Here is a 22,432-nt window from a genome sequence, read left to right on the forward strand (position 1 = left end):
GCACATGACAGCACCGTCGCTGCCTGCGCCCGACGTCACGGACCGCAGCCTCTGGGCCGGGCCGCGCGTGGCGGGCGCCCTCGCCCCGACGCTCGCCGCCGCCGACGCCGAGCGCGGCGCCCCCTGGCCGCAGCCCCTGGCCTCGCAGTACGCCCGGTTCTTCCGCGACGGCGTCCGCACGGTCTACGAGGCGCAGGTCGCGGCCCGGCAGGCGCGGCTGACCCGAGCCACGCTCGCGGCCCTCGTCGACCCGAGCGACGACCGCGTCGACGAGGTGGTCGACGGCGTGCTGCTGCTGTGCGAGCAGTCCTCGTGGTGCTGGGCCGCGCACGACGACACGTTCGACCGGTTCGGCCGGATCACGCCCACCGTCACCGAGCCGTACCTGGACCTCGGCGCGGGCGAGGTGGCCGCGCAGCTCGCGTGGGTCGACCACCTGCTCGGCCCGGCCCTCGACGAGCGCGCGCCCGGCGTGCGCTGGCGCGTCCGGCAGGAGGCGCAGACCCGCGTGCTGCGGCCGTTCACGGAACGGCGCGACTGGTGGTGGCTCGGCGTCGACCACCCGATCATGAACTGGAGCCCCTGGATCCAGGGCAACGTGCTCGCCGCCAACCTCGCGCTGGAGGAGGACCCGGACCAGCGCAGCGCCACCTCCGCGCTCGTCGCCGAGGGCATCGCGGCGTACTGGGCGTCCCTGCCCGACGACGGCGGCGTCGACGAGGGCTACCACTACTGGTGGCAGGGCGCCGCGCGGGCCCTGGAGGCGCAGGACCTGCTCGCGTCCGCGGGGATCGAGCCGGCCCCCGAGGCGCTGGACCGGATCCGCGCGACCGTGGCGTTCCCGCACGCGATGCACCTGGGCGGCGACTGGTACGTCAACGTGGCCGACGGCGCCGCGCGGCCGCTCGCGACCTGGCCCTGGAACGTCGTGCACGCCTGGGCGCAGCGGGTGGGCGACGACGCGGCGGCACAGCACGCGGCGTCCTACCGCGGACGGCCCGGCGGGCTGTTCGACGAGCGCGCCTCCCTGCCGCGCGCCGTGGGCCTGCTGACCGGCTCCTGGGCGGACGCCCCCGCCGCCGCGCCGCCGCTGGTGGGGCGGTCCGTGTTCCCGGCGACGGGCATCGCGGTGGCGCGCTCCGCGCCCGGGTCGGCGCGCGGCGTCGCGGTGTCGGTCAAGGGCGGGCACAACGACGAGAACCACAACCACGTGGACGTCGGCTCGGTGATCGTGGCGCTCGACGGCGTGCCCGTCGTCGTGGACGCGGGCAAGCCCACCTACCGCGCGGGCACCTTCGGGCCGGACCGGTACGACCTGTGGGTGGTCCGGGGCGACTGGCACAACGTCCCGCGGGTCCGCGGGGTGGAGCAGGCCCCGGGCCCACAGTATGCGGCGGGTGCCTTCGAGGTGGCGGACGACGGAGCGGACGCCGGGGCGGCTCCGGGCTGGCGGGCGCGGGTCGAGCTGGCCGGGGCCTATCCGGTGCCGGGGCTGGAGCACTGGTGGCGGGACGTGCGGCTGGACCCCGACGCCGAGACCGTGACCGTCGAGGACTCCTGGCGGTTCTCCCCGTCGGAGCCCGGCACACCCGACGGTCCGACGGCGTGGCACTGGCTGCTCGCCGGCGACGTGACGCTCACGCCGGGCCGGGCGGTCGTCCGGTTCGCGCCGGACGATACCCCGGACGGGCCGCCCGGCCGTACGCTCGCCCTCACCTGGGACGTCGCGGACGTCGACGCCGAGCTCGACGTGCGCGCGCTGGACGACCCCGAGCTGGCCGCCGTATGGGGTGAACACCTGACCCGGTTGCGACTCACGGCGCGCGCAGAGGCGCCGTCGGGCGCGTTCCGGGTCACCATGAGACCCACCGGGTCGGGATCGCAGGAGGTTGCATGACGCAGGAAGCGCCGCTCCCGAGCGAGCGTCGGGCGCGCCTGATCGCGCGGGTGCGGGAGACGGGTTCGGCACGCGTGAGCGACCTGTCGCGCGTGCTCGGCGTGACGCCCGTGACGGTGCGGCGCGATCTCGCCGTGCTCGTCATGGACGGCGCGCTGGAGAAGGTGCACGGCGGCGCCCGGATCCCGGCCCGCACGGCCGGGCGGCAGGACGTCGAGGACGCCGCCGACGCCGGGCAGCCAACCATCGGCGTCGTCGTGCCGTCGCTCGACTACTACTGGCCCGAGGTGATCCGCGGCGCGCGCGGCGCCGCCGACGGCTCGGCCCGGCTGATCCTGCGCGGCGGGTCCTATGACGTGGACCAGATCCGGCACCAGCTCGCGGCGCTCGTCGGGGACGACGGCGGCCCCGGCGTCGACGGCCTGCTCGTCGCGCCGCCCGCCTCCGGGCCTGACGCCACCGAGCTGGGCGACTGGCTCGCCGGCCTGGACCTGCCGGTGGTGCTCATGGAGCGGCGCCTGGTGGGCGGCCCGTACCGCGAGCCCCTGGAGTCGGTCGCGACCGACCACGCGCTCGGCTCGGGCACGGCGGCGCGCCACCTCGCGGAGCGCGGGCACCGGCAGGTGGGCCTGGTGACGTCGCGGACCAGCCCGCACTCGGCCGCCGTCCGCCGCGGGTTCCTCGCGGCCGCGGAGGACCTGGCGTTCGACGTGGTGCTCGACCTGGAGACGGCGCCGCTGGGCGACGCCACGTGGGCCGCCGACGCCGCGTCCGTGCTGGACCGGTGCGCGGAGACGGGCGTGACGGCGGTGCTGGTGCACTCCGACCGGGAGGCGATCTCGCTCGTGGAGCTGGCGCGGGAACGCGGCGTGCGGGTGCCCGCGGACCTCGCGGTGGTCGCCTACGACGACGAGGTGGCCGCCCTGGCCGACCCGCCGCTCACCGCGGTGAGCCCGCCAAAGGCCGCGATCGGCGCGCGGGCGGTGGAGCTGCTGACGCACCGGCTCGCGGACCCCGACCGCCCGGTGCACCGGATCGAGCTCAGCCCCCGGCTGATCGTCCGCGCGTCGAGCGCGGGCTGACCCCGGACGGCGTCCGGCGGAATCACGGGCGGCGTCCCGGCGCGAACGTCACTCCGCCGAGTGGGTAACGGAGACGTAGCGCTGCTCCGTCTCCGTTACGCACCCGGGTGGAAGTCAGCTTCTCCCGAGCCCAGGCTCGTAGCGGCGCAGCGTGACGCTCGCGCGCACGACGTCGCGCAGCGCCGTCAGGTCGCCCGACAGCACCCCGACGGCGCGGGCCTGCACCAGCACGTTCCCGAGCGCCGTCGCCTCGACCGGCCCGGCGACCACGGGCAGTCCGGTCGCCTCGGCGGTGAGCCGGCACAGCAGCTCGTTCCGCGAGCCACCGCCCACCACGTGCACGGTGTCCACGACCACGCCGGCCAGCGCCGACGCGTTCGAGACCGCCCGCGCCGAGGCGGCCGCGAGGCTGTCGAGGACCACCCGGACGAGGGCGGGCCGCGTGGCCGGGAGGTCCACGCCGAGGCGCGCGACGGCGTCCGACACCCGGCGCGGCATGTCACCCGGGGCGAGGAACTCGTCGCCGTCCACGTCGACCAGACACCGGCCGCCGGGCTCGACCTCGGCCGCCGCGAGGAGGCCGGGGAGGTCGACGGGCGCGCCGTCGTCCTGCGCCCACGCCCGGACGCACTCGTCCAGCACCCACAGGCCCATGACGTTGCGCAGGTAGCGCACGGTCCCGTCGAGGCCGAGCTCGTTGGTGAAGTTCGCCGCGCGGCTCGCCTCGGTGAGCACGGGCGCGGGCAGCTCCAGCCCGACCAGCGACCACGTGCCCGACGAGACGTACGCGCCGGCGGCCCCCAGCGGCGTGGCCGCCACGGCGGACGCCGTGTCGTGCGAGGCGACGGCGAGCACCGGCACCTCGCCGAGCCCGGTCGCCGCGCGCACCTCGGGCAGGAGGTGCCCGACGACGGTGCCGGGCTCGACGAGCTCCGGCAGCCGGTCCCGCAGGTCCGCGAGGCCGGGGTACTCCGTCCCGAGCCGGTCCAGGAGCTCGCCCGACCAGGTACGCGAGCGGGCGTCGAGCAGCCCCGTGGTGGACGCGTTGGTCACCTCGGCGACCCGTCGGCCGGTGAGCCGGTAGGCGATCAGGTCGGGCACCAGCAGCAGGTGCCGGGCCCGCGCCCACTCCTCGCCGCCGACGCCGGCGCCGACCCCGGTCGAGACCCCCGCGACGAGCTGGAACTCCGTGGTGAACTGCAGGTGCTGCAGCCCGTTGATCGCGTAGTGGTCGGCGAACGGGACGTGCCGGTACACGTCGTCGGCCACACCGTCCGTGCGGGCGTCGCGGTAGCAGAACGGGTCCGCGACCAGGTCACCGGCGTCGTCGAGGAACGCGTGGTCCACGGCCCACGCGTCCACGCCGATCCCCCGGATCTCGACGCCGCGCTCCCGCGCGAGGTCGCCCGCGGCCCGCAGCCCGTCCAGGATCCCGCGCCACAGCCCGTCGACGTCCCAGCGCAGGGCGCCGTGCTCGTCCGTCCGCGGCCCGTTCGGGAACCGGCCGCACTCGACGAGCTCGACGCTCGGCCCCGGCGCGGCCGGGCCCGAACTCGGCCCGGCCGCCCCGAGCACCACCCCGAGCATCACCCGGCCGCTGGTCGCGCCCAGGTCGACCGCGACGAACCCGGCCGTGCCCACCGCGTCGCTCACCGCAGGAACGCCGCTGCCACGCCCGCGTCCACCGGCACGTGCAGGCCCGTCGTGTGCGAGAAGTCGGAGGTGCACAGCGCGAACACGGCGTTCGCGACGTTCTCCGGCAGCACCTCGCGCTTGAGCAGGGTGCGCTGGGCGTAGAACTCGCCGAGCTTCTCCTCGGGCACCCCGTAGACCGCCGCGCGGTTGGCGCCCCAGCCGGACGCGAAGATGCCGGACCCGCGCACCACGCCGTCCGGGTTCACGCCGTTCACGCGGATGCCGTACTGCCCGAGCTCGGCCGCGAGCAGGCGCACCTGGTGCGCCTGGTCGGCCTTGGTCGCCGAGTAGGCGATGTTGTTCGGCCCGGCGAACACCGAGTTCTTGGACGAGATGTAGACGATGTCGCCGCCCATGCCCTGGTCCACCAGCACCCGCGCCGTCTCACGAGAAACGAGGAACGAGCCCTTGGCCATCACGTTGTGCTGGAGGTCCCAGTCGGCCTCGGTGGTCTCGAACAGCGACCGCGACAGCGACAGCCCGGCGTTGTTGACCACGAGGTCCACCCCGCCGAACGCCAGCACGGCCTCCTGGACCGCCGCCCGCACGGCCGCCTCGGAGGACACGTCCGCGGCCACGCCCACCGCGACGTCCGCCGACCCGAGCTCCGCCGCCGCGGCCGTCGCCTTCTCCAGGTCGAGGTCCGCGACCACGACGCACGCGCCCTCGGCCGCCAGCCGCGTCGCGATCGCCTTGCCGATGCCCGACGCCGCCCCGGTCACCAGGGCGACCCGGGTCGCCAGCGGCTTGGGCGCCGGCATGCGCCGCAGCTTGGCCTCCTCCAGCGCCCAGTACTCGATGCGGAACTTCTCGGCCTCCGCGATGGGCGCGTAGGTGGAGACGGTCTCCGCGCCGCGCATCACGTTGATCGCGTTGACGTAGAACTCGCCGGCCACCCGCGCCGTCTGCTTGTTCCGGCCGTACGAGAACATGCCCACGCCCGGGACCAGCACGATCGCCGGGTCTGCGCCGCGCATCGCGGGCGGCTCCTCGCCGCGGGCCCGGGCCACGGCGGCGCCGCGCTCGTAGTAGGCGGCGTAGTCGGCGCGGTAGGCCTCGTGCGCGGCCCGCAGCGCGGTCACGGTCTCCTCGACCGTCGCCGACGTCGGGACGTCGACGACCAGCGGCTTCACCTTGGTGCGGAGGAAGTGGTCGGGGCAGCTCGTGCCGAGCTCGGCCAGGGGCACGAGCCGCTCGCGCGCGACGAAGTCCAGCACGGGCTCCGAGTCGGTGAAGTGGCCCACCTGCGGCGCGTCGATGCTGGCCAGCCCCCGGATCACCGGCGCGAGCGCGGCGGCCCGGGCCCGCCGCTCGGCGTCGGGCAGCGGCTCGTAGCCGGGGCGGACCGCGCCGAAGGCGTGGGCCTCCCGTGCCGCGGCGCGGGCCGCGATGAACTCCTCGGCCTTCCGGATGATCGCGAGCGAGCGCTCCTCGGCCTCGGCCGACGTGTCCCCCCACGCGGTGATGCCGTGGCCGCCCAGGATGCAGCCGACGGCCTGCGGGTTGGCGGCCTTGATCGCCGCGATGTCGAGGCCGAGCTGGAAGCCCGGACGGCGCCACGGCACCCACACGACCTCGTCGCCGAAGATCTCGGCGGTCAGCTTCTCGCCGTCGGCGGCCGCCGCGATCGCGATGCCGGCGTCGGGGTGCAGGTGGTCCACGTGGGGCGCGTCGACCAGGCCGTGCATCGCGGTGTCGATCGACGGCGCCGCGCCGCCCTTGCCGTGCAGGCAGTAGTCGAACGCGGCGACCATCTCGTCCTCGCGCTCCTCGCCCGGGTACACGTCCACGAGGGCGCGCATCCGGTCCAGCCGCAGCACGGCCAGGCCCTGCTCGGTGAGCGTGCCGAGGTCGCCGCCGGAGCCCTTGACCCACAGCAGTTCCACGGGCTCGCCGGTGACCGGGTCGGTGGCGGTGCCCTTCGCGGAGGTGTTGCCGCCCGCGTAGTTGGTCACCCGGGGGTCGGAGCCCAGCCGGTTCGACCGGCCCACCAGGTCCTCGACCACGCCGTCCTCGACCACGCCGGCTCCGCTGACGTCGTTCATGCTCCCCATCCCGCCTGCGCGCCACCGACGCGCTCGCTCGCGATCTTCTCGGCATAGCCCGACGCCGCGAAGGCCGCGGTCGGGTTCGGGTCCAGCCCCATCTCCTCGCGCACCTGCGCCACGAGCGGCCGGACGTCGGTGTCGTACGCGTCCATGAGCACGCCGTGCGCGCCGAGCACGTCGCCCGCGCGCTGTGCCGCCTCCAGCGCCTCGACGTCGACGAGCAGCGCCTTCGCCGTCGCTTCCTGGACGTTCATGACCGACCGGATCTGGGCGGGGATCTTCGGCTCGATGTTGTGGCACTGGTCGAGCATGAAGTTCACGCCGCTGTCCGGGGCGTGCGCCCCGGCGGACACGATCTCGTGCATGATCCGGAAGAGCTGGAAGGGGTCCGCGGCGCCGACCATGAGGTCGTCGTCGGCGTAGAACCGGCTGTTGAAGTCGAAGGCGCCGAGCCGGCCCTGGCGCAGGAGCTGCGCCACGATGAACTCGATGTTGGTGCCGGGCGCGTGGTGGCCCGTGTCCAGCACGACCTTCGCCCGGTCGCCGAGCGCCAGGACGTGCAGCAGGGAGGTGCCCCAGTCCGGCACGTCGGTGACGTAGAAGGCCGGCTCGAAGAACTTGTACTCGAGCACCATGTGCTGGTCGTCGTCGAGCGCGGCGTAGATCTCGGCCAGCGACTCGGCGATCCGGTCCTGCCGGGCCCGGATCGAGTCCTGGCCGGGGTAGTTGAGGCCGTCCGACAGCCAGACCTTGAGGTCCTTGGACCCCGTGGCGCGCATGACGTCGATGCACTGCTTGTGGTGGTCCACGGCCTTGGCGCGCACCCGCGGGTCGGGGTGGGCGAGCGAGCCCAGCATGAAGTCCTCGTCCTGGAAGACGTTGGAGTTGATCATGCCGATCTGAACGCCGAGGTCCGCGGCGTGCCGGGCGAGCGCCTCGAAGTCGTCGACCAGGTCCCAGGGGATGTGCAGGCTGACGCGCGGGGCCACGCCGGTGTACCGGTGCACCTGGGCGGCGTCGGCGATCTTCTCGAACGGGTCACGCGGCACGCCCGGCTGGCTGAAGACCTTGAACCTCGTGCCCGAGTTGCCGAAGGCCCAGGACGGCAGCTCGATCGTCTGCTGCCGGAGCGCGGACCTGGCCGCCTCGACACGTGTGGATGCCGCCATGGCGTCCTCCCTCTCCGCGCACGCCTTCGTGCGCACCTTGAAACGATTCATTACGAGCCTATTCCCCACCCGCCCAAGGGTCAAGGCGCAAGGGCAGAGGCGGGTGGTCGGCAGTTCGTCAACTACCGACCACCCGGGCTGCCCGACCCGTCAGTACCGCGCGTCAGCCGCGGCCAGGTACTTCGTGGTCACCACGATCGCGCGGCGCAGCGTGGACTCGTCCTCGGTGGTACCGGCCTTCGTGAGCCGGTTGACCCAGACGTCGGCCTGCGCGGTGGTGGGCGGCGCGCCCAGGAAGTGCTCGTAGGTGGCGATCACGCGGAACCGCACGGCCTGCGGGTTGTCCCAGAGCGCCTGGACCACGCCCGCGCGCCCGAGGGTGTTCAGCCGCGGCATCCAGTGCTTGAGCTGGTCCGACGTCGGCGGCCGGTGCAGGATGTGCTGGTACAGCGCGGTCACGTACTTGGCGTCGGTGCCGCCCACGTGCTTGTAATACGTCGAGGTACCCATCAGGTACGGCTCGATCTCGTCGATCGTCCGCGTCTTCTTCTTCACCATGGAGAGGTAGTTGGCCGTCTGGGTCGTCGACGGCGTGTAGCCGAGGGTCGCCTGGAACGCCTGGGAGATGCGGAGCTTGCGGTAGTTGTCCGACTTGGCCATGCCGTCGGCCAGCGCGCCCGGCCCGTCCACCGACACCCGGTAGGACCAGCTCTCGATGTCGGCCTCGGTGGCCGCCCGGCCCAGGTAGTCCTGGTACATCGCCTGCACGAAGTTCTTGGACTGCTCGTCCACCTCGGCGTACTGCTTCGCGTACACGGCCGCCTGGTCCTGGATACCCGCCAGCAGCGGGTAGGCGAGCTCGCCCGGGCACTCGGTCTGGTGCGTGTCGCGGTGGCCGAAGACCCGCTGAAGCGTCACCTGGTCGCCCGCGTCGTAGCGGCCGCCGTCGGTGTGGCCGGCCGCGGTGAGCACCGTCGTCTCGTCCGGGTTGACGTCGTACTGCGCGAGCCTGCTGCCGATGATCTTGGCCACGCCGTCCCGCTGGGCGGTCGTCGGCTTCACGCCCGCCGCCGTCGTGTAGGTGCCGATCATCGCGACGCCGACCGTGCCGGTGTTGAAGCCGCCGGTGTGGGCGCCGATGATCGGCTCCTCGATGCTGCCGTCGGCGCCCTCGTAGATGTTGCCCCACTTGTCGACCAGGAAGTTGTAGCCGATGTCGCACCAGCCGTGCGTCTGCTGGTGGTACGCCTGGTCGTTGCGGATCGCCTGCATGGCCTCGGCCACGGTGGCGTAGTCGTTCGGGTTCACCGTGTGGTGCACGGCGGCGGCCTTGAGGCCGCCCTCGGCGGGGAACCAGGTGGGGCCGGTGCCGGGCTCGAGGCAGCGCGGCGCGGCACCCCACTCCTCGCGCGTGATGATCGTGGGTCCTGCCGTCGCGGTCGACGCCGCGACCGTGCCCGACGTCGTCGCCGCGGCCGTGGTGACCTGCGCCGACGAGACCAGGCTGAGCTCCACGCCCTCCGGGAACTGCGCGGCCTCGTCCACCGTCGCGAGCTGCACGGCGTCCGCCTCGCCCACGTACACCGGCGCGGACGTCACGACGGCGGAGCCGCCGTCGGCGTCGTCCGTGGACTTCTCCAGGTGGCTCCAGTCGCTCCAGGTCCCGTCGGCGGCCCGGGTGCGCACCTGCATCTCGGGGACGACGTGGTCGATCTCGGCCGGCCACGACAGCCCGACCGTCTGGAACCCCTCGGGCACCTCGATGGCGCCGGCGATCCGGCCGTCGGCGTCGGCGGTGTCCAGCACCACGGCGCCGTCCGCCGCCGTCCCGGCCTCGGCGGCCGGCTCGGGGTCCGCACCCGTGACGTCGTCGACGACGGCGGTCTCCTCGACCGGGGTCGCGGCCACCTCGACCTTCTCGACCTGCGCGGCCGTGGTGCCGGCGTCGGGCAGCGCGGAGTCCGCGGGGGCGGCGATGCCCTCGGGCTCCAGGGACGGCTGCGTCGTCAGCGCCGTCGCGGCCGGGGCCAGCGCGCCGCCGAGCACCATCGCCGGCGCCACGCCGAGGATGAGCGTTCTGCCCACCACGCTCCCGGCGAGCGTCGTCCTGCCGGCGCCGTGCCGGGGGCCCTGCTTCGTTCGGGATGTCGGTGCTGCCGCGTGCCGAACCACTGTGTCCTCCTCGCATCGAAACGCGCCGGCCGCGCGGGGCGCAGCTGACGCGAAGAACAGGCCGACGTTAGTGGTGACCAGGCAGGACGGCGCCTCTTTTCACCCCTGTGGAGCGGGTGATCTTTCCCTGAACACCGCCTGGATCACCCGGTGGTCACGAGCGGGCGTGGTAGTCGCAGTGGGCAGCCCCAACTCCCCTTTGAGGCCCGGGTTGCTCCGCTTTGAACAGTCGCAAAGAGGAGTAACCCGGGCCTCAAAGGGGAGCCCGGCCGGACCCGGGCGAGGGTCAGAAGTCGAAGTCGTCGATGTTGCTCTTGTCGAAGACGAACGGCTCGCCGAGCAGCACCTCGCCGTCGGCCCCCACGGTGTACTCACCGAGCCGGCCGGCCTCGAAGGTGTCGCCCTCCTCGCCCGTGATGTCGCCCGCCACCAGGGCCGCGGCGGCCTCCGTCGCCAGGTAACCCAGGTCGGTCGGGTTCCACAGCGCGAACGCCTCGACGGTGCCGTCGTCGACGTACTCGCGCATCTGGTTGGGCGTGCCGAGACCGGTGACCGCGACCTTGCCCTTGTACTCGGACGTCGACACGTAGCGCGCCGCCGCCGCGATGCCCACCGTGGTGGGCGACACGATCCCCTTGAGGTCCGGGTGCGACTGGAGCAGCGCCGCCGTCTTGTCGAACGACGTCTGGTCGTCGTCGTCACCATAGGCGGTCTCGACGAGCTTGATGTCCGGGTAGTCGGAGGCCAGCTTCTCCTCCATGATCTTGATCCACGCGTTCTGGTTGGTCGCGTTGGCCGACGCCGAGAGGATCGCGATCTCGCCCTTGCCGCCGATCTGGTCGGAGATGAGCTCGAGCTGCTTGTCCGCGATGCCCTCGGCCGAGGCCTGGTTGACGAACAGGTCGCGGTACTGCGGCTCGGTGTCGGAGTCGAACGTGACCACCTTGGTGCCCGCCGACCGTGCCTCGTCGAGCGCGTCGCCGATCGCCGTCGGGTCGTTGGCCGAGATCACCAGCGCGCTCACGCCCTGCTGGGCGGCGGTGTTGATGAACGGCACCTGCGAGTCGGGCGACGCCGTGTCCGGCCCCACCTCGTCGACGGTGGCCCCCAGCTCGCCGGCGGCCTCCTCGGCGCCCGCGGTGGACGCCTCGAAGTACGGGTTGCCGAGATTCTTGGGCAGCATGGTGATCGTGACGTCGCCGCCGCCACCGTCGCCGCTGGCGTCACCGCCCCCGCCGTCGCCGCCGGAACCACAGGCGGCCAGCCCGACCGCCAGCACAGCGGCCGTGCCGGCCGCGAGCACAGATGTGAACCTCATCGTTCGTCTCCCTAGCTTCCTTGCCCGACCGCCGGACGCCGTCGGACCCTGAGGCCGCCCGCGATGCGCGGCGCGACCACCGACACGACGAGCGCCGTGCCGATCACGATGTTGATGACGTTGACGGTGACCCCCTCCAGCCGGAGGGCACTGCTGAGCACGCCGATGAGCAGCACGCCCGCGACCACGCCGTGGATCGCGCCGCGTCCGCCGAAGATGGACACCCCGCCCAGCAGCACCGCCGCCACGACCTGCAGCTCCAGGCCGGTCGCGTTGTCGCCGCGGGCACTGCCGTAGCGGAGCGTGTAGTAGACGCCCGCGAGCGCCGAGACCGCCCCGGACAGCACGAACAGGATCAGGAGGGTCCGCTTGACGTCGACGCCGGAGAACCGGGCGGCCTCGCTGCTGCGGCCGATGTCCAGCACGTTCCGGCCGAACGGCGTCGCGTGCAGCAGCACCGCGAAGACGCCGATCATCAGGGCCAGGCCGAGGGTGATGACCGGCCAGGGCGACTCCCCGAGGTTCTCGGTGGCGCCGTCGGTCCAGGACTCGGGGAAGTCCGTGACGGCCGTGGTGCCCAGGAGGCCCACGGCGAGGCCGCGGTAGAGGGCGAGCGTGCCGATGGTGACGGCCAGCGACGGCAGGCCGCCGTACGCGACGAGCGCCCCGTTGATCGCGCCGCAGACCGCACCCAGCAGCACGGACACCGGCAGGGCGACCCACAGGCCGAACCCGGCCTGGTGCAGCAGCCCGAAGGTCACGCTGGACAGCCCCACGACGGACGCAACCGAAAGGTCGATCTCGCCCGTGCCGATGATCAGCGTCATGGGCAGGGCGATGAGCAGCACGGGGGCGACGTCGAGCACGAGGTAGGTGATGGTGAGCGGGCCGTCGAAGCCCTGGACGGTCGCGGACGCGACCACCCAGGCCGCGACCAGGATCAGGATCGTCAGCATCTCGCGGGTGAGCAGCGCGCGCTGCCACCACGGGCGGGCGTGGGTCCTCATGGGGTCGCCTCCTCGCGGTCGGCCGGGCCGGCTCCGCCGGGTTGGCCGGTGTCTCGTTCGGCGGCGAGGCGGTGCGACCGCCGCCGGGCCAGCACCCGGTCCAGCGCGATGGCGCCGATGATGAGCGCGCCCACCACGGCGCGCTGCCAGAAGTCGGGGATGCCCACGACGGGCAGGGCCCGGTTGATGGTGAGCAGCAGCATCGCGCCGAGGGCCGCCCCGACGACGGTGCCGCTGCCGCCGAAGATCGCGACGCCGCCCACCACGACGGCGCCCACGACCTGCAGCTCCAGGCCCACTCCCGCGCCGGACGACACGGTGCCGTACCGCGCGGCGAACATCACGCCGGCCAGACCGGCGAGCGCCCCGTTCAGGGCGAACGCCCCGAGCAGCCGCCGCCGGACGGGCAGGCCCTGCAGCTCGGCGGCGTCGGGGTCGGACCCGATCGCGTAGAGCTGCCGGCCGCCCCGCGCGGTGTACATGTAGTAGCCGACGACGGCCAGCACGACGGCGGCGACCCAGGTCAGCACCGGGATGCCCAGCACCTGCCGCGTGCCCAGGGCGAGGAACGCGCGCGGCATGTCGCCGGCGTCGATCCGGTCGCTGCCCGCCCAGGTCAGGGCCACGCCGCGGTAGACGTACAGCGTGCCGAGCGTGATCACGAGGGCCGGCACGCGGGCGAACGCCACGATCGCGCCGTTGACCAGGCCCAGGGCCGCCCCGGCCGCGACGGCGACCAGCGCCACCACGACGATCGGCAGGTCCGGCACGTCGATGAACAGCCGGCCGGCCAGGTAGGCGGTGAGGCCGAGCATCGACCCCACGGAGAGGTCGACGTTGCGGGTGATGACCACCACCGCCTGGCCCACGGCGAGCACCACGAGGATCGCGGGGGTGAGCAGCAGGTCCCGCCAGCCGCCCGAGCTGAGCAGGAAGCCGGGCTGGATCGCGGTGGTCACGCCGATCACGACGAGGAGGGCCAGGGCGATGCCGGCCTCGCGCCGGCGCAGCAGGGCGCTCATGCGGCGTCACCCCGCTCGGACGACGCGCCCGGCGTCGCGGCGCGCATCACGGTCTCGGGCGTGGCCTCCGCCCGGTCCAGCGCCGCGACGATCCGCCCCTCGCGGACCACGAGGACGCGGTCGGCCATGCCCAGCACCTCGGGCAGCTCGGAGGAGATCATCAGGACCGCCAGCCCCTCGGCGGCCAGGGTGGACAGGAGCCGGTGCACCTCGGCCTTGGTGCCCACGTCGATGCCGCGGGTGGGCTCGTCGACGATCAGCACCTTGGGGCCCGTGGCCAGCCACTTCGCGAGCACGACCTTCTGCTGGTTGCCGCCGCTCATGGTGGTGGCCACGGCGTCGAGCGCCCCGGCCTTCACCGCCAGCCGGCCGGACCAGTCGCGCGCGAGGCGCGCCTCGGCGTCGGGCAGCAGGATGCCCAGGCGGGCCAGGCGGCGCCGGGAGACGGCGGAGACGTTGCGCGCCACGGAGGACTCGGTGACCAGGCCCTCCAGCCGCCGGTCCTCGGGGACCAGGGCGAGGCCCGCGGCGATGGCCGCGGTCGGGTCGCCCGGCCGCAGCGCCCGCCCACCCACGGTGACGCGGCCGGCGTCGTACCGGTCGACGCCGAACACGGCGCGGGCGATCTCGCTGCGCCCGGCCCCGACCAGGCCCGCCAGGCCGACGATCTCGCCCGCCCGCACCTCGAAGGACACGTCGTGGAAGGTGCCGGTGGACTGCAGCCCCTCGACGCGGAGCACCACGTCGCCGGGCGTGCTCGGGACCTTGGGGTACAGGTCGGAGACGGCGCGGCCGACCATGCGCCGCACCAGCTCGTCGGCCGTCACGTCCGCGACGGGGTCGGTCGAGACGTGCTCGCCGTCGCGCATCACGGTGACGGTGTCGCAGAGGTCCGCGACCTCGTCGAGGCGGTGCGAGATGAAGACGACGGCGCGGCCGGCGTCGCGCAGCCCGCGGGCGACGGCGAACAGGCGGCGCACCTCGACGGCGCTGAGCGCCGCCGTCGGCTCGTCCATGACCAGGAGCCGGGCGTCCAGGGAGATCGCCTTGGCGATCTCGACGATCTGCTGGTCCGCGATGGACAGGCCCTCCGCGGGACGGTCCGGGTCGAGGTCCACGCCGAGGTCCCGGAACAGCTCGCGCGCCCCCGCGCGCATGGCGCGCCGGTCGATGCGGCGGAACCGGCCCAGCGGCTCGCGGCCGAGGTAGATGTTCTCGGTGACCGTCAGGTCGGGGAAGCTCGCGGGCTCCTGGTGGATGACGGCGACGCCGGCCGCCTTGGCCTCGGCGGGACCGGTGAAGTCCACGGGCTCGCCGTCGAGCTCGACCACGCCCGCGTCGCGGCGGTGCACGCCGCCCACGATCTTGACCAGCGTGGACTTGCCCGCGCCGTTCTCCCCGACCAGGGCGTGGATGCTGCCGGGCTGCACCACGAGGGTGCCCGATCGGAGCGCGGCCACCGGCCCGAAGGACTTGGCGACCCCCTCCAGGCGCAGCGTCGGTGCGGCGTTCTGCATGTCTCTCCGTCGAGATGTGCGGGCGGTCGGCATTGACCGGTATCTGGCGTTTGAATCGTTCAAACAGATACTTCGGAAGATAGACCTGCCAGGTCAGAGCGTCAAGAAGTTGCGGCGCGTCCGTTGCCGAGTTGTGCCCCTTACGGAACCCTTTAGCGATCAGGGGTGCACACTGCCCGCGGCGTACGGAGGTGGCCCGAGGACGTGCCGCCTCAGAACGGAGGCGACAGCATGAGCCAGCCAACGGCCGAGGAGCGCGCAGCTCGCGGCGAGGAACCGACCGAGCTCAAGCGGGTGATGGGGCCCAAGCTCCTCCTGCTCTTCATCGTGGGCGACATCCTCGGCACCGGTATCTACGCGCTCACCGGCAAGGTGGCCGCGCAGGTGGGCGGCGCCGCGTGGGCGCCCTTCATCGTCGCCTTCGCCATCGCGCTCATCACCGCCTTCTCGTACCTGGAGCTGGTGACCAAGTACCCCCGGGCGGCCGGCGCGGCGCTCTACACGCACAAGGCGTTCGGGGTGCACCTGCTCACCTTCATGGTCTGCTACACCGTCATGTGCTCCGGCATCACGTCCGCGTCCACGGCGTCCCGGGCGTTCGCCTCGAACCTCGCGGTGGGCTTCGGGCTGGACGCCGAGAACGCGACGCTCGTCATCACCGTCGCGCTGGTCTTCATGGGCGTGGTCGCGGCCGTGAACCTGCGCGGCGTGGGCGAGAGCGTCAAGGCGAACATCTTCCTGACCCTCGTCGAGCTGTCCGGCCTGCTGCTCGTGATCCTCATCGGCTTCTACGCCGCGTTCGCCGGCGAGGTCGACTTCTCCCGGACCATCGTGTTCGAGGACCCGAACGACAAGGGCGCCTTCTTCGCCGTGACGGCCGCGACCGCCCTCGCCTTCTTCGCGATGGTCGGCTTCGAGGACTCCGTGAACATGGCCGAGGAGACGCACGACCCGGTCCGGAACTTCCCCAAGATGATGATCACCGGCATCGGCATCACCGGCGTCATCTACGTGCTCGTCTCCCTGTTCGCCGTCGCGATCGTCCCGGTCGGCATCCTGGCGGAGAGCGACACACCGCTGGTGACCGTGGTCGAGACCGCGGCGCCGGGCATCCCGGCGGGCGACATCCTCCCGTTCATCTCGATGTTCGCCGTGGCCAACTCGGCGCTCATCAACATGCTCATGGCCAGCCGCCTGCTGTACGGCATGGCCAAGCAGAACGTGCTGCCCGGCGTGCTGGGGCGGGTGGGGGTGCGGCGGCAGACGCCGTGGGTGGCCATCCTCGTCACCACGGCGATCTCCTTCGGCCTGATCTACTTCGTCAGCCGGGACCCGGACAACGACGTCGTCGCGGCGCTCGGCGACACCACGGCCCTCCTGCTCCTGGGCGTGTTCGCCATCGTCAACGTCTGCGTGCTGGTGCTGCGGCGCGACCCGATCGGCCGCAGGCACTTCGTGGCGCCGACGGTCCTGCCGGTCGTCGGCGCGCTCGCCTGCGCGTTCTTCGTCGGGCCGTGGACCGGGCGCGACCCGCTCACCTACACGATCGCCGGCTGGCTGCTCGGCATCGGGCTCGTGCTGTGGCTCCTGACGTGGATCACCAACCGGCTGGTCGGGCAACGCAGCGCGATCGCCGACATCGAGGCCCTCAACGAGCGGGAGGGCGGCGTCAACTAGCGGGCTGGGCCCCGCTCGGCGTCACTCGGCCTCACTCACCGCCTCCCCTTTGAGGCCCGGGTTTCTTTGGCTTGGGGCAGGCCCGGGGGGAGAAAACGGGGGATTCGAACCATCCCTGGGGGAAAGAGCAAAACCCGGGCGAATGTGGGGACACCGCGGCGGGGCCAACCGACTCCCTTTTGGGGCCCGGGTTTTTTCGCTCTGGAGCCGTCCAGAGCGAAGAAACCCGGGCCTCAAAGGGGAGTGACGGCGGGGCCGTCCGACGGGTCAGAGGTCGCCGGACTCGGCGTCGTCCGGGAGGGCCGCGAGCTGGGCCTCCAGGTGGAACACCTCGTCGAGCAGCACGAAGCCGTCGTCCGGGTTGCCCTCGTCGACGAAGAAGCCCGACATCGCCGCCTGCCAGCGCGCGTTGACCTCGGTCGCGGCCATCCCGCGCTGCGCCGCCTCGTAGTCGTCGGTCACGAGGATCCCGACCAGCAGGCCGTCGTCGCGCAGGAACAGGTGGTAGTCCCGCCAGCCCGTGTCGCGCAGGGCGCGGAGCATCTCCGGCCAGACGGCGGCGTGGGCCACCCGGTACTCGTCCAGCCGGTCCGCGCGCACCCGCGACGTGAAGCAGACGCGTGCGCCCGCCGTGTTGCTCGACATGTCCGGTCCTCCTCGACCACCAGCGCCATGAATCGGTTCATAATGTAGCCCGAAGCAAGGAGGCGCTCCATGACCCAGCCGGCCGCTCACCGCCGAGCATCCATCGCCGACGTCGCCCGCGCCGCCGGCGTCTCCGTCGGCACGGTGTCCAACGTGCTCAACCGCCCCGAGCGGGTGCTGCCGGGCACGCGCGAACGGGTCGAGGCCGCGATCGACGAGCTGAGCTTCGTGCGCAACGGCTCCGCCCGGCAGCTGCGCGCGGGCACCATCACCACCGTCGGCGCCATCGTGCTGGACATCGCCAACCCGTTCTTCACCGACGTCGCGCGGGGTATCGAGCAGCGCCTGGACCAGGACGACTTCACGCTGATGGTCGCGTCGTCGGACGACAAGCCCGACCGCGAGCAGCGCTACCTGCGCCTGTTCGAGGAGCACGGCGTGCAGGGCGTCATGGTGGTGCCGGCCACCGACGACATCGAGCACCTCCTGGCGGTGCGCCGCCGCGGCACCGGGGTGGTGCTGCTGGACCGCCCGTCGTCCGACCCGAGCATCTCGTCCGTGGCCGTCGACGACGTGCGCGGCGGCGAGCTCGCCGCCCGGCACCTGCTCGACGAGGGGCACACGCGCATCGCGTTCCTCAACGGCCCGCACACGATCCGGCAGTGCGCCGACCGGTACGAGGGCGTGGTCAAGGAGCTGGTCGCGGCCGGGCTGGACCCGGCGACCGCGCTCGTGGAGGTCACGGTGTCCAGCCTCAACGCCGAGGGCGGCGAGGCCGCGATCCGCGGCCTGCTGGCGTCGGGCGACCGGCCCACCGCCGTCTTCTGCGTCAACGACCTGGTCGCGCTGGGCGTGCTGCGCACGCTCCGCACGGAGAACATCGCCGTCCCCGCTGACGTCGCGGTGGTGGGGTACGACGACGTCGCGTTCGCCGCCGAGCTGTCCACGCCCCTGACGTCCGTGCGCCAGCCGACCCACGAGATCGGGGTCCGCGCCGCCGACCTCCTGCTCGACGGTCCCGACGCCGCGGCCGAGCACGTGATGTTCCAGCCCACGCTGGTGGTGCGCGGCTCCAGCTCCTCGGTGGGCTGACGACGCGGGCGCAGCCCCGACGTGTCAGACCCTCAGGCCCCGAGGGACCTGAGGGTCCGACGCATCGTCGGGTTCAGGTCAGCAGGTCGCCTCGAACATCGGGACCAGCAGCTCGTTGAGGTCGTACAGGGCCTCCGGGTCCGCCGTGAAGTTGCGCCCGGTCACGCCCAGGGCGATCTGCCGCTCGGCGTCGAGCGAGGTGAAGTTGACGCTCAGCGCGCCGAAGCTCGCGCCGTCGTGCCCGTACAGGTACTCGCCGGGCACGCACGGGTCGGGCAGGCGGTACGTGCCGAGGCCGTACTCGATCAGCTCGGCACTGCGCGGGGTCAGCATGTCGGTCACGGTCTCCGGCGCGACGAGCTCACCGGTGACCAGGGCCTCGTTGAAGGCCGCAAGGTCCTTCGTCGTGCTGGTCACGGCCCCTGCCGCCCGGAACAGCGTCGGGTCGAAGTGCGCGATCGAGTACCAGCCCGCGCCGTCGGCGCCGGTGTACGCGGCGTCGTGCAGGAACGGCCCGCGCTTCTGCGGCGTCTCGGGGTAGTCGCTGCGGCGCATGCCGGCCGGCTCGAACACGCGCTCCTCCAGGAGCTCGTCGAGGTCGGTCCGGTTCACCTTCTCCAGCATCATGCCGAGCGTCACGAAGCCGGCGTTGGAGTAGGAGAAGCCGGTACCCGGCTCCAGCATCCACGGCGCGGTGTGCGCGGCCCGGACGTGGTCGCCCTCCGAGTAGTGCTCGCCCAGCACCTCGAAGTACTCGTCGATGTCGGCCGGGTCCTGCATCTTGTCCAGGATCAGGTACTCCGACGCCGTCGGGGCGCCCGAGGTGTGGCTGAGCAGCTGCTCGATCGTCACGTCCCGCGGCAGGGCGCCGGGCAGCACGTCCTCGACGCTCGTGTCCAGCGTCCAGGTGCCCTTCTCAATCTCCTGCATCACGAGCGTCGCGATCATGGGCTTGGTGTTGCTCGCCACGCGGAACGAGTCGTCGGCCCGGGCGCGCGCGTGGCCCCCGAGCTCGCGGACGCCGTCCGCGCCCGCCCAGGTCAGGTCCGGCGTCTCGACGCGCGCGGTGACGGCGACGGCGCCGTCGTCCACCAGGCCGGCGACGGCCCGGTCGAGCTCACGGCGGATGCCGGCGTCGGTGGTCGTCCGCGCGCGGGCGGTCGGCGCGGAGGCGGCCTGCTCGGCCGCGTCCTGGAGCTGGCGGGACAGCGCCAGCGGGTCGTCGATCGCGGCCGCGGCGTCCACGCCCAGCGCCGGTGCGGCGGGCTCCGTGGTCACCGCGGGCGTCGCGGGCACCGCGGTCGCGGACGCCGTCGTCGCAATGCCAGCACCGGTGAGCGGCAGCGCTCCGGCGACCACCACGCCCAGGGCTGCTCTGACTCGGCGGTGTGCATTCATGGGGATGCTCCTTCGTCTCGGCACCCCGTCAGTCTGCTGGGACCGGGCGAAAGACGGATCCCCCGCACGAAGGACATCCTGGACATCCCCTCCACCCCAGGAGGGACCTCCTGAGGTGGGGGCCGGCAGGCACGCGAGATCGGTCGGTTGCCTTGAGATCGGTCCATCGACGGACCGACCTCAAGGCAACCGACCGAAGTCAGGCTGCGCCTACCCTCAGGGGCGGCCCGGGACCGGCACCTTTGACCAGTTCGTGTCCGAGGCCAGGTAGAAGCTCGGGTACGACGGCTGGTTGTACGTCGTCTGCTGCCGCGCCACCTCGACGCGGTACTGCGGGTCCTGCATGAGCGTGTACAGCGCGATGCCGCTCGGCTCGGTCGTGGTGAACAGCCGCAGCGCGGTCGAGTCCGTGGTGCGCACCAGCACCTCCTCGCGCCAGTCGCCCAGCACGTCGGCCACGAGCGACGGGTTGCCCTTGGTGCCGTTGTTGGTCAGCGTCCCGTCCAGGGTCGCGACGACGCCGCGCGACCAGTCCTTGATCGTCGGCACCGCGGGGTCTGCGCCGTCCACGATCTGCGTGGTGCCGTCGCCGGCCCACCGCACGGACTGGTTGGTCCCCATCGTCGACGTCGACACCTGCTCACCCGTGGCGCTCAGCGTGCCAGACCCGAGGGTGCCGTCCGGCATGGACGCCCACACCTCGATGCCCGGCACGTCGGGCAGCACGTCGCCGATCATCGAGCGGCCGGTGTCCCGCCCGGAGTACTGCCCGAACAGCACCTCGCCGTCCTCGGCCGAGCGCATCGCCGAGCCGTAGGGCGCCCACGTGGCGCCCTCGTGCGCGGTCCAGATCTCCAGCCCCGGCCGGTCCGGGTCGATGTCGGTCACGTGCATGGCGTCGCCGTGCCCGAGACCCGCGGTCGCCCCGGGGTTCGCGGAGCCGTCCGGCAGGGTGTCGAACGAGGAGTACAGGAGCGAGCCGTCGTCGTCGAGCGTCGCGGAGCCGTAGACGATCTCCTGCCGGCCGTCCCCGTCGACGTCGGCCGCCGACAGCGAGTGGAAGCCCTGCGTGGTCATGCTGCCCCACTCGGGCGAGGTGCCCGGCACGCCGTGCGGGCTGTCGTTGAACGGGTTGGACATGGGCGTCCAGCCCGAGTCCGCGAGCCAGCGCCGGGTCAGGTGCTTTCCGTTCCAGTCGTACGCCGCGACGGTCGAGCGGGTGTAGTAGCCACGCGCGAAGATGGCGCTGGCCCTGCCCTCGGACAGGTACGCGACCCCCGACAGGAAGCGGTCCACCCGGTTGCCGGGCTCGATGCGCGCCATCGCGTAGTCGCCCCAGCGCAGCCCATCGTCGGTGCGGCCGGGCTCGTAGTCGACGGTCTCCATGGGCCGCCCGCTGAGCCCGTCGAAGACGGTGAGGTACTCCGGGCCGCTGATCACGAAGCCCTCGAAGAGCCGGAGCTGGTTGCGCGTCGAGCGGGACGGCGCGTAGACGTCGATGAAGTGGTCGACGGCGGCGCGGGCGTCGGCGTCGGACAGCGGGTAGGTCCACCGCGCGTCGATGCCCCACGCCTCCTCCAGCGTGGCGGGCCACTCCCCGGAGACGACCTCCGGGCGCGTGGACCAGCCGCGGAACGTGTCCACGAGGTGCTCGTAGTAGTCCCCGGCGGACATCCGGTAGTCGTCGGTGTCCCGCACCCCGGCCGCGCGGTCGTCCTTCGCGATCGGCACGTAGCGCTGCCCGGCAGGCTTCCCGTCCCGGTACGTGGTCACCCGCGTGCCGGGGGCGGTCTTGACCATGAGCTCGGCGCGGCCGTCGCCGTCATAGTCGTAGACGGGGAACTGCGTGTAGTGCGCGCCGGCGCGGATGTTCACGCCCAGGTCGATGCGCCAGAGCTGCGTGCCGTCCAGCTCGTAGGCGTCGAGGTAGACGTTGCCCGTGTAGCCCACCTGGGACACGTCCTTGGAGTTGGACGGGTCCCACTTCACGACGACCTCGTAGTCGCCGTCGCCGTCGAGGTCCGCGACCGACGCGTCGTTGGCCCGGTACGTGTACGCCTCGCCGGCGGGCGTGACGCCGTCGGCCGGCTTGTTCAGGGGAATGTCCAGATGTCCGTCGCCCCACACGTCGGCCTGGGCCGCCCGGCCCTTGTTCGGGCCGCTCAGCGGCACGACGCGGTACCGGGCGTCCGCCGTGCCCGCGGCGTCGAGGTAGTTGGTCGCGCCCGTGACCGTCGCGATCCGCCGCCCGTCGCGGTACACCGCGAAGCCCGGGCCCTTCAGCCCGGCGTCGGTGTGGCCGGTGACCTCGGGCGCGAGCAGCCGCCAGCTCAGGAACACGCCCTCGCTGGTCGAGGCGGCCACGAGGCCGCGGCCGAGCTTCTCGGTGATCTTGATGCCCGGCTTTCCGGTGCCCGACGGCGGCCGCCCGCCCTGGGCGGTGGGGTCGCCCTGGGCGGTGGTCGAGTCGGTGGCGGCCGAGTCGGTGGTAGTCGCGTCAGTGGCGGTCGCGTCAGTGGTGGCCGCGTCGGTAGTGGCCGGTCGTGCGGCCGGGACCGTCGTCAGGGTGCTGGCCGGGACGGCGGTCGAGGCGGTGGCCGCGAACGCCACGGCCCCGACCCCGCTCAAACCGAGGCTGAGTGCCGTCGCCAGCACGGCTCCGGTCCGGATGGTTCTCGGGATCATTGTCGAAT

The 22,432-nt window shown here is 73.0% G+C and carries 15 protein-coding genes; 4 read left to right on the forward strand and 11 right to left on the reverse strand.

Annotated elements, in window-relative coordinates; all coding sequences use genetic code 11:
* Nucleotides 1-4: 4 nt before the first annotated feature.
* Entirely contained in the window at nt 5-1,897 is a 1,893-nt protein-coding gene (locus ACFV9Q_RS08110) for a heparinase II/III family protein (RefSeq protein WP_377233969.1), read from the forward strand.
* Complete coding sequence (locus ACFV9Q_RS08115; RefSeq protein ID WP_377233970.1) at nt 1,894-2,979, forward strand: LacI family DNA-binding transcriptional regulator; 1,086 nt, start codon at nt 1,894-1,896, stop codon at nt 2,977-2,979. The genes ACFV9Q_RS08110 and ACFV9Q_RS08115 overlap by 4 nt, the downstream gene beginning before the upstream one ends.
* A gap of 114 nt (nt 2,980-3,093) precedes the next feature.
* On the opposite strand, the gene ACFV9Q_RS08120 is transcribed toward ACFV9Q_RS08115, so the two are convergent.
* The 8 genes from ACFV9Q_RS08120 to ACFV9Q_RS08155 form a co-directional block, all read right to left on the reverse strand.
* Entirely contained in the window at nt 3,094-4,632 is a 1,539-nt protein-coding gene (locus tag ACFV9Q_RS08120) for a rhamnulokinase family protein (protein ID WP_377233971.1), read from the reverse strand.
* Nucleotides 4,629-6,719 carry a bifunctional aldolase/short-chain dehydrogenase gene (locus ACFV9Q_RS08125; protein ID WP_377233972.1) on the reverse strand — a complete coding sequence of 697 codons (2,091 nt, stop codon included), beginning with the start codon at nt 6,717-6,719 and terminating at the stop codon, nt 4,629-4,631. Before ACFV9Q_RS08125 ends, ACFV9Q_RS08120 begins: the two co-directional genes overlap by 4 nt.
* Entirely contained in the window at nt 6,716-7,891 is a 1,176-nt protein-coding gene (rhaI, locus tag ACFV9Q_RS08130) for an L-rhamnose isomerase (protein WP_377233973.1), read from the reverse strand. The genes ACFV9Q_RS08125 and rhaI overlap by 4 nt, the downstream gene beginning before the upstream one ends.
* A gap of 150 nt (nt 7,892-8,041) precedes the next feature.
* On the reverse strand, nt 8,042-9,979 hold the full coding sequence (locus ACFV9Q_RS08135; protein WP_377233974.1) for an N-acetylmuramoyl-L-alanine amidase: 1,938 nt from the start codon (nt 9,977-9,979) through the stop codon (nt 8,042-8,044).
* A 370-nt stretch (nt 9,980-10,349) separates the two neighbouring features.
* Complete coding sequence (gene rhaS / locus ACFV9Q_RS08140) at nt 10,350-11,381, reverse strand: rhamnose ABC transporter substrate-binding protein (RefSeq protein WP_377230051.1); 1,032 nt, start codon at nt 11,379-11,381, stop codon at nt 10,350-10,352.
* Nucleotides 11,382-11,392: 11 nt separating this feature from the next.
* Nucleotides 11,393-12,388, reverse strand: a complete 996-nt coding sequence (locus ACFV9Q_RS08145; protein ID WP_377233975.1) for an ABC transporter permease — start codon at nt 12,386-12,388, stop codon at nt 11,393-11,395.
* Complete coding sequence (locus ACFV9Q_RS08150; protein ID WP_377233976.1) at nt 12,385-13,410, reverse strand: ABC transporter permease; 1,026 nt, start codon at nt 13,408-13,410, stop codon at nt 12,385-12,387. Before ACFV9Q_RS08150 ends, ACFV9Q_RS08145 begins: the two co-directional genes overlap by 4 nt.
* The gene (locus tag ACFV9Q_RS08155) at nt 13,407-14,927 is read right to left on the reverse strand and encodes a sugar ABC transporter ATP-binding protein (RefSeq protein WP_377233977.1); all 1,521 of its coding nucleotides are present in this window, start codon (nt 14,925-14,927) and stop codon (nt 13,407-13,409) included. Before ACFV9Q_RS08155 ends, ACFV9Q_RS08150 begins: the two co-directional genes overlap by 4 nt.
* 231 nt (nt 14,928-15,158) lie before the next feature.
* Here ACFV9Q_RS08155 and ACFV9Q_RS08160 point away from each other — a divergent pair, with 231 nt between their 5' ends.
* Nucleotides 15,159-16,604 (forward strand): APC family permease, encoded by a 1,446-nt coding sequence (locus tag ACFV9Q_RS08160; protein ID WP_377230047.1) that lies wholly within the window; start codon nt 15,159-15,161, stop codon nt 16,602-16,604.
* Between the two features lie 267 nt (nt 16,605-16,871).
* On the opposite strand, the gene ACFV9Q_RS08165 is transcribed toward ACFV9Q_RS08160, so the two are convergent.
* Complete coding sequence (locus tag ACFV9Q_RS08165; RefSeq protein WP_377233978.1) at nt 16,872-17,249, reverse strand: L-rhamnose mutarotase; 378 nt, start codon at nt 17,247-17,249, stop codon at nt 16,872-16,874.
* Nucleotides 17,250-17,318: 69 nt separating this feature from the next.
* Between ACFV9Q_RS08165 and ACFV9Q_RS08170 the strand changes: the two genes are divergently transcribed.
* Nucleotides 17,319-18,341, forward strand: coding sequence for a LacI family DNA-binding transcriptional regulator (locus ACFV9Q_RS08170; RefSeq protein WP_377233979.1), 1,023 nt, complete (start codon nt 17,319-17,321; stop codon nt 18,339-18,341).
* A gap of 78 nt (nt 18,342-18,419) precedes the next feature.
* On the opposite strand, the gene ACFV9Q_RS08175 is transcribed toward ACFV9Q_RS08170, so the two are convergent.
* Together ACFV9Q_RS08175 and ACFV9Q_RS08180 are read right to left on the reverse strand one after the other, a co-directional pair.
* Nucleotides 18,420-19,739 (reverse strand): serine hydrolase domain-containing protein, encoded by a 1,320-nt coding sequence (locus tag ACFV9Q_RS08175; RefSeq protein WP_377233980.1) that lies wholly within the window; start codon nt 19,737-19,739, stop codon nt 18,420-18,422.
* A gap of 216 nt (nt 19,740-19,955) precedes the next feature.
* Nucleotides 19,956-22,424 (reverse strand): rhamnogalacturonan lyase, encoded by a 2,469-nt coding sequence (locus tag ACFV9Q_RS08180; RefSeq protein WP_377233981.1) that lies wholly within the window; start codon nt 22,422-22,424, stop codon nt 19,956-19,958.
* Between the last annotated feature and the right edge of the window lie 8 nt (nt 22,425-22,432).

Source organism: Promicromonospora sp. NPDC059942, assembly GCF_042731755.1.
Lineage (GTDB): Bacteria > Actinomycetota > Actinomycetes > Actinomycetales > Cellulomonadaceae > Promicromonospora.

Bases quoted from the DNA above. Each gene is read 5' to 3' on its own strand.
- ACFV9Q_RS08125 (WP_377233972.1), bottom strand. From the start codon at position 6,719: ATGAACGACGTCAGCGGAGCCGGCGTGGTCGAGGACGGCGTGGTCGAG.
- ACFV9Q_RS08175 (WP_377233980.1), bottom strand. From the start codon at position 19,739: ATGAATGCACACCGCCGAGTCAGAGCAGCCCTGGGCGTGGTGGTCGCC.
- ACFV9Q_RS08170 (WP_377233979.1), top strand. From the start codon at position 17,319: ATGACCCAGCCGGCCGCTCACCGCCGAGCATCCATCGCCGACGTCGCC.
- ACFV9Q_RS08165 (WP_377233978.1), bottom strand. From the start codon at position 17,249: ATGTCGAGCAACACGGCGGGCGCACGCGTCTGCTTCACGTCGCGGGTG.
- ACFV9Q_RS08180 (WP_377233981.1), bottom strand. From the start codon at position 22,424: ATGATCCCGAGAACCATCCGGACCGGAGCCGTGCTGGCGACGGCACTC.
- ACFV9Q_RS08160 (WP_377230047.1), top strand. From the start codon at position 15,159: ATGAGCCAGCCAACGGCCGAGGAGCGCGCAGCTCGCGGCGAGGAACCG.
- ACFV9Q_RS08110 (WP_377233969.1), top strand. From the start codon at position 5: ATGACAGCACCGTCGCTGCCTGCGCCCGACGTCACGGACCGCAGCCTC.
- ACFV9Q_RS08145 (WP_377233975.1), bottom strand. From the start codon at position 12,388: ATGAGGACCCACGCCCGCCCGTGGTGGCAGCGCGCGCTGCTCACCCGC.
- ACFV9Q_RS08150 (WP_377233976.1), bottom strand. From the start codon at position 13,410: ATGAGCGCCCTGCTGCGCCGGCGCGAGGCCGGCATCGCCCTGGCCCTC.
- ACFV9Q_RS08115 (WP_377233970.1), top strand. From the start codon at position 1,894: ATGACGCAGGAAGCGCCGCTCCCGAGCGAGCGTCGGGCGCGCCTGATC.
- ACFV9Q_RS08155 (WP_377233977.1), bottom strand. From the start codon at position 14,927: ATGCAGAACGCCGCACCGACGCTGCGCCTGGAGGGGGTCGCCAAGTCC.
- rhaI (WP_377233973.1), bottom strand. From the start codon at position 7,891: ATGGCGGCATCCACACGTGTCGAGGCGGCCAGGTCCGCGCTCCGGCAG.
- rhaS (WP_377230051.1), bottom strand. From the start codon at position 11,381: ATGAGGTTCACATCTGTGCTCGCGGCCGGCACGGCCGCTGTGCTGGCG.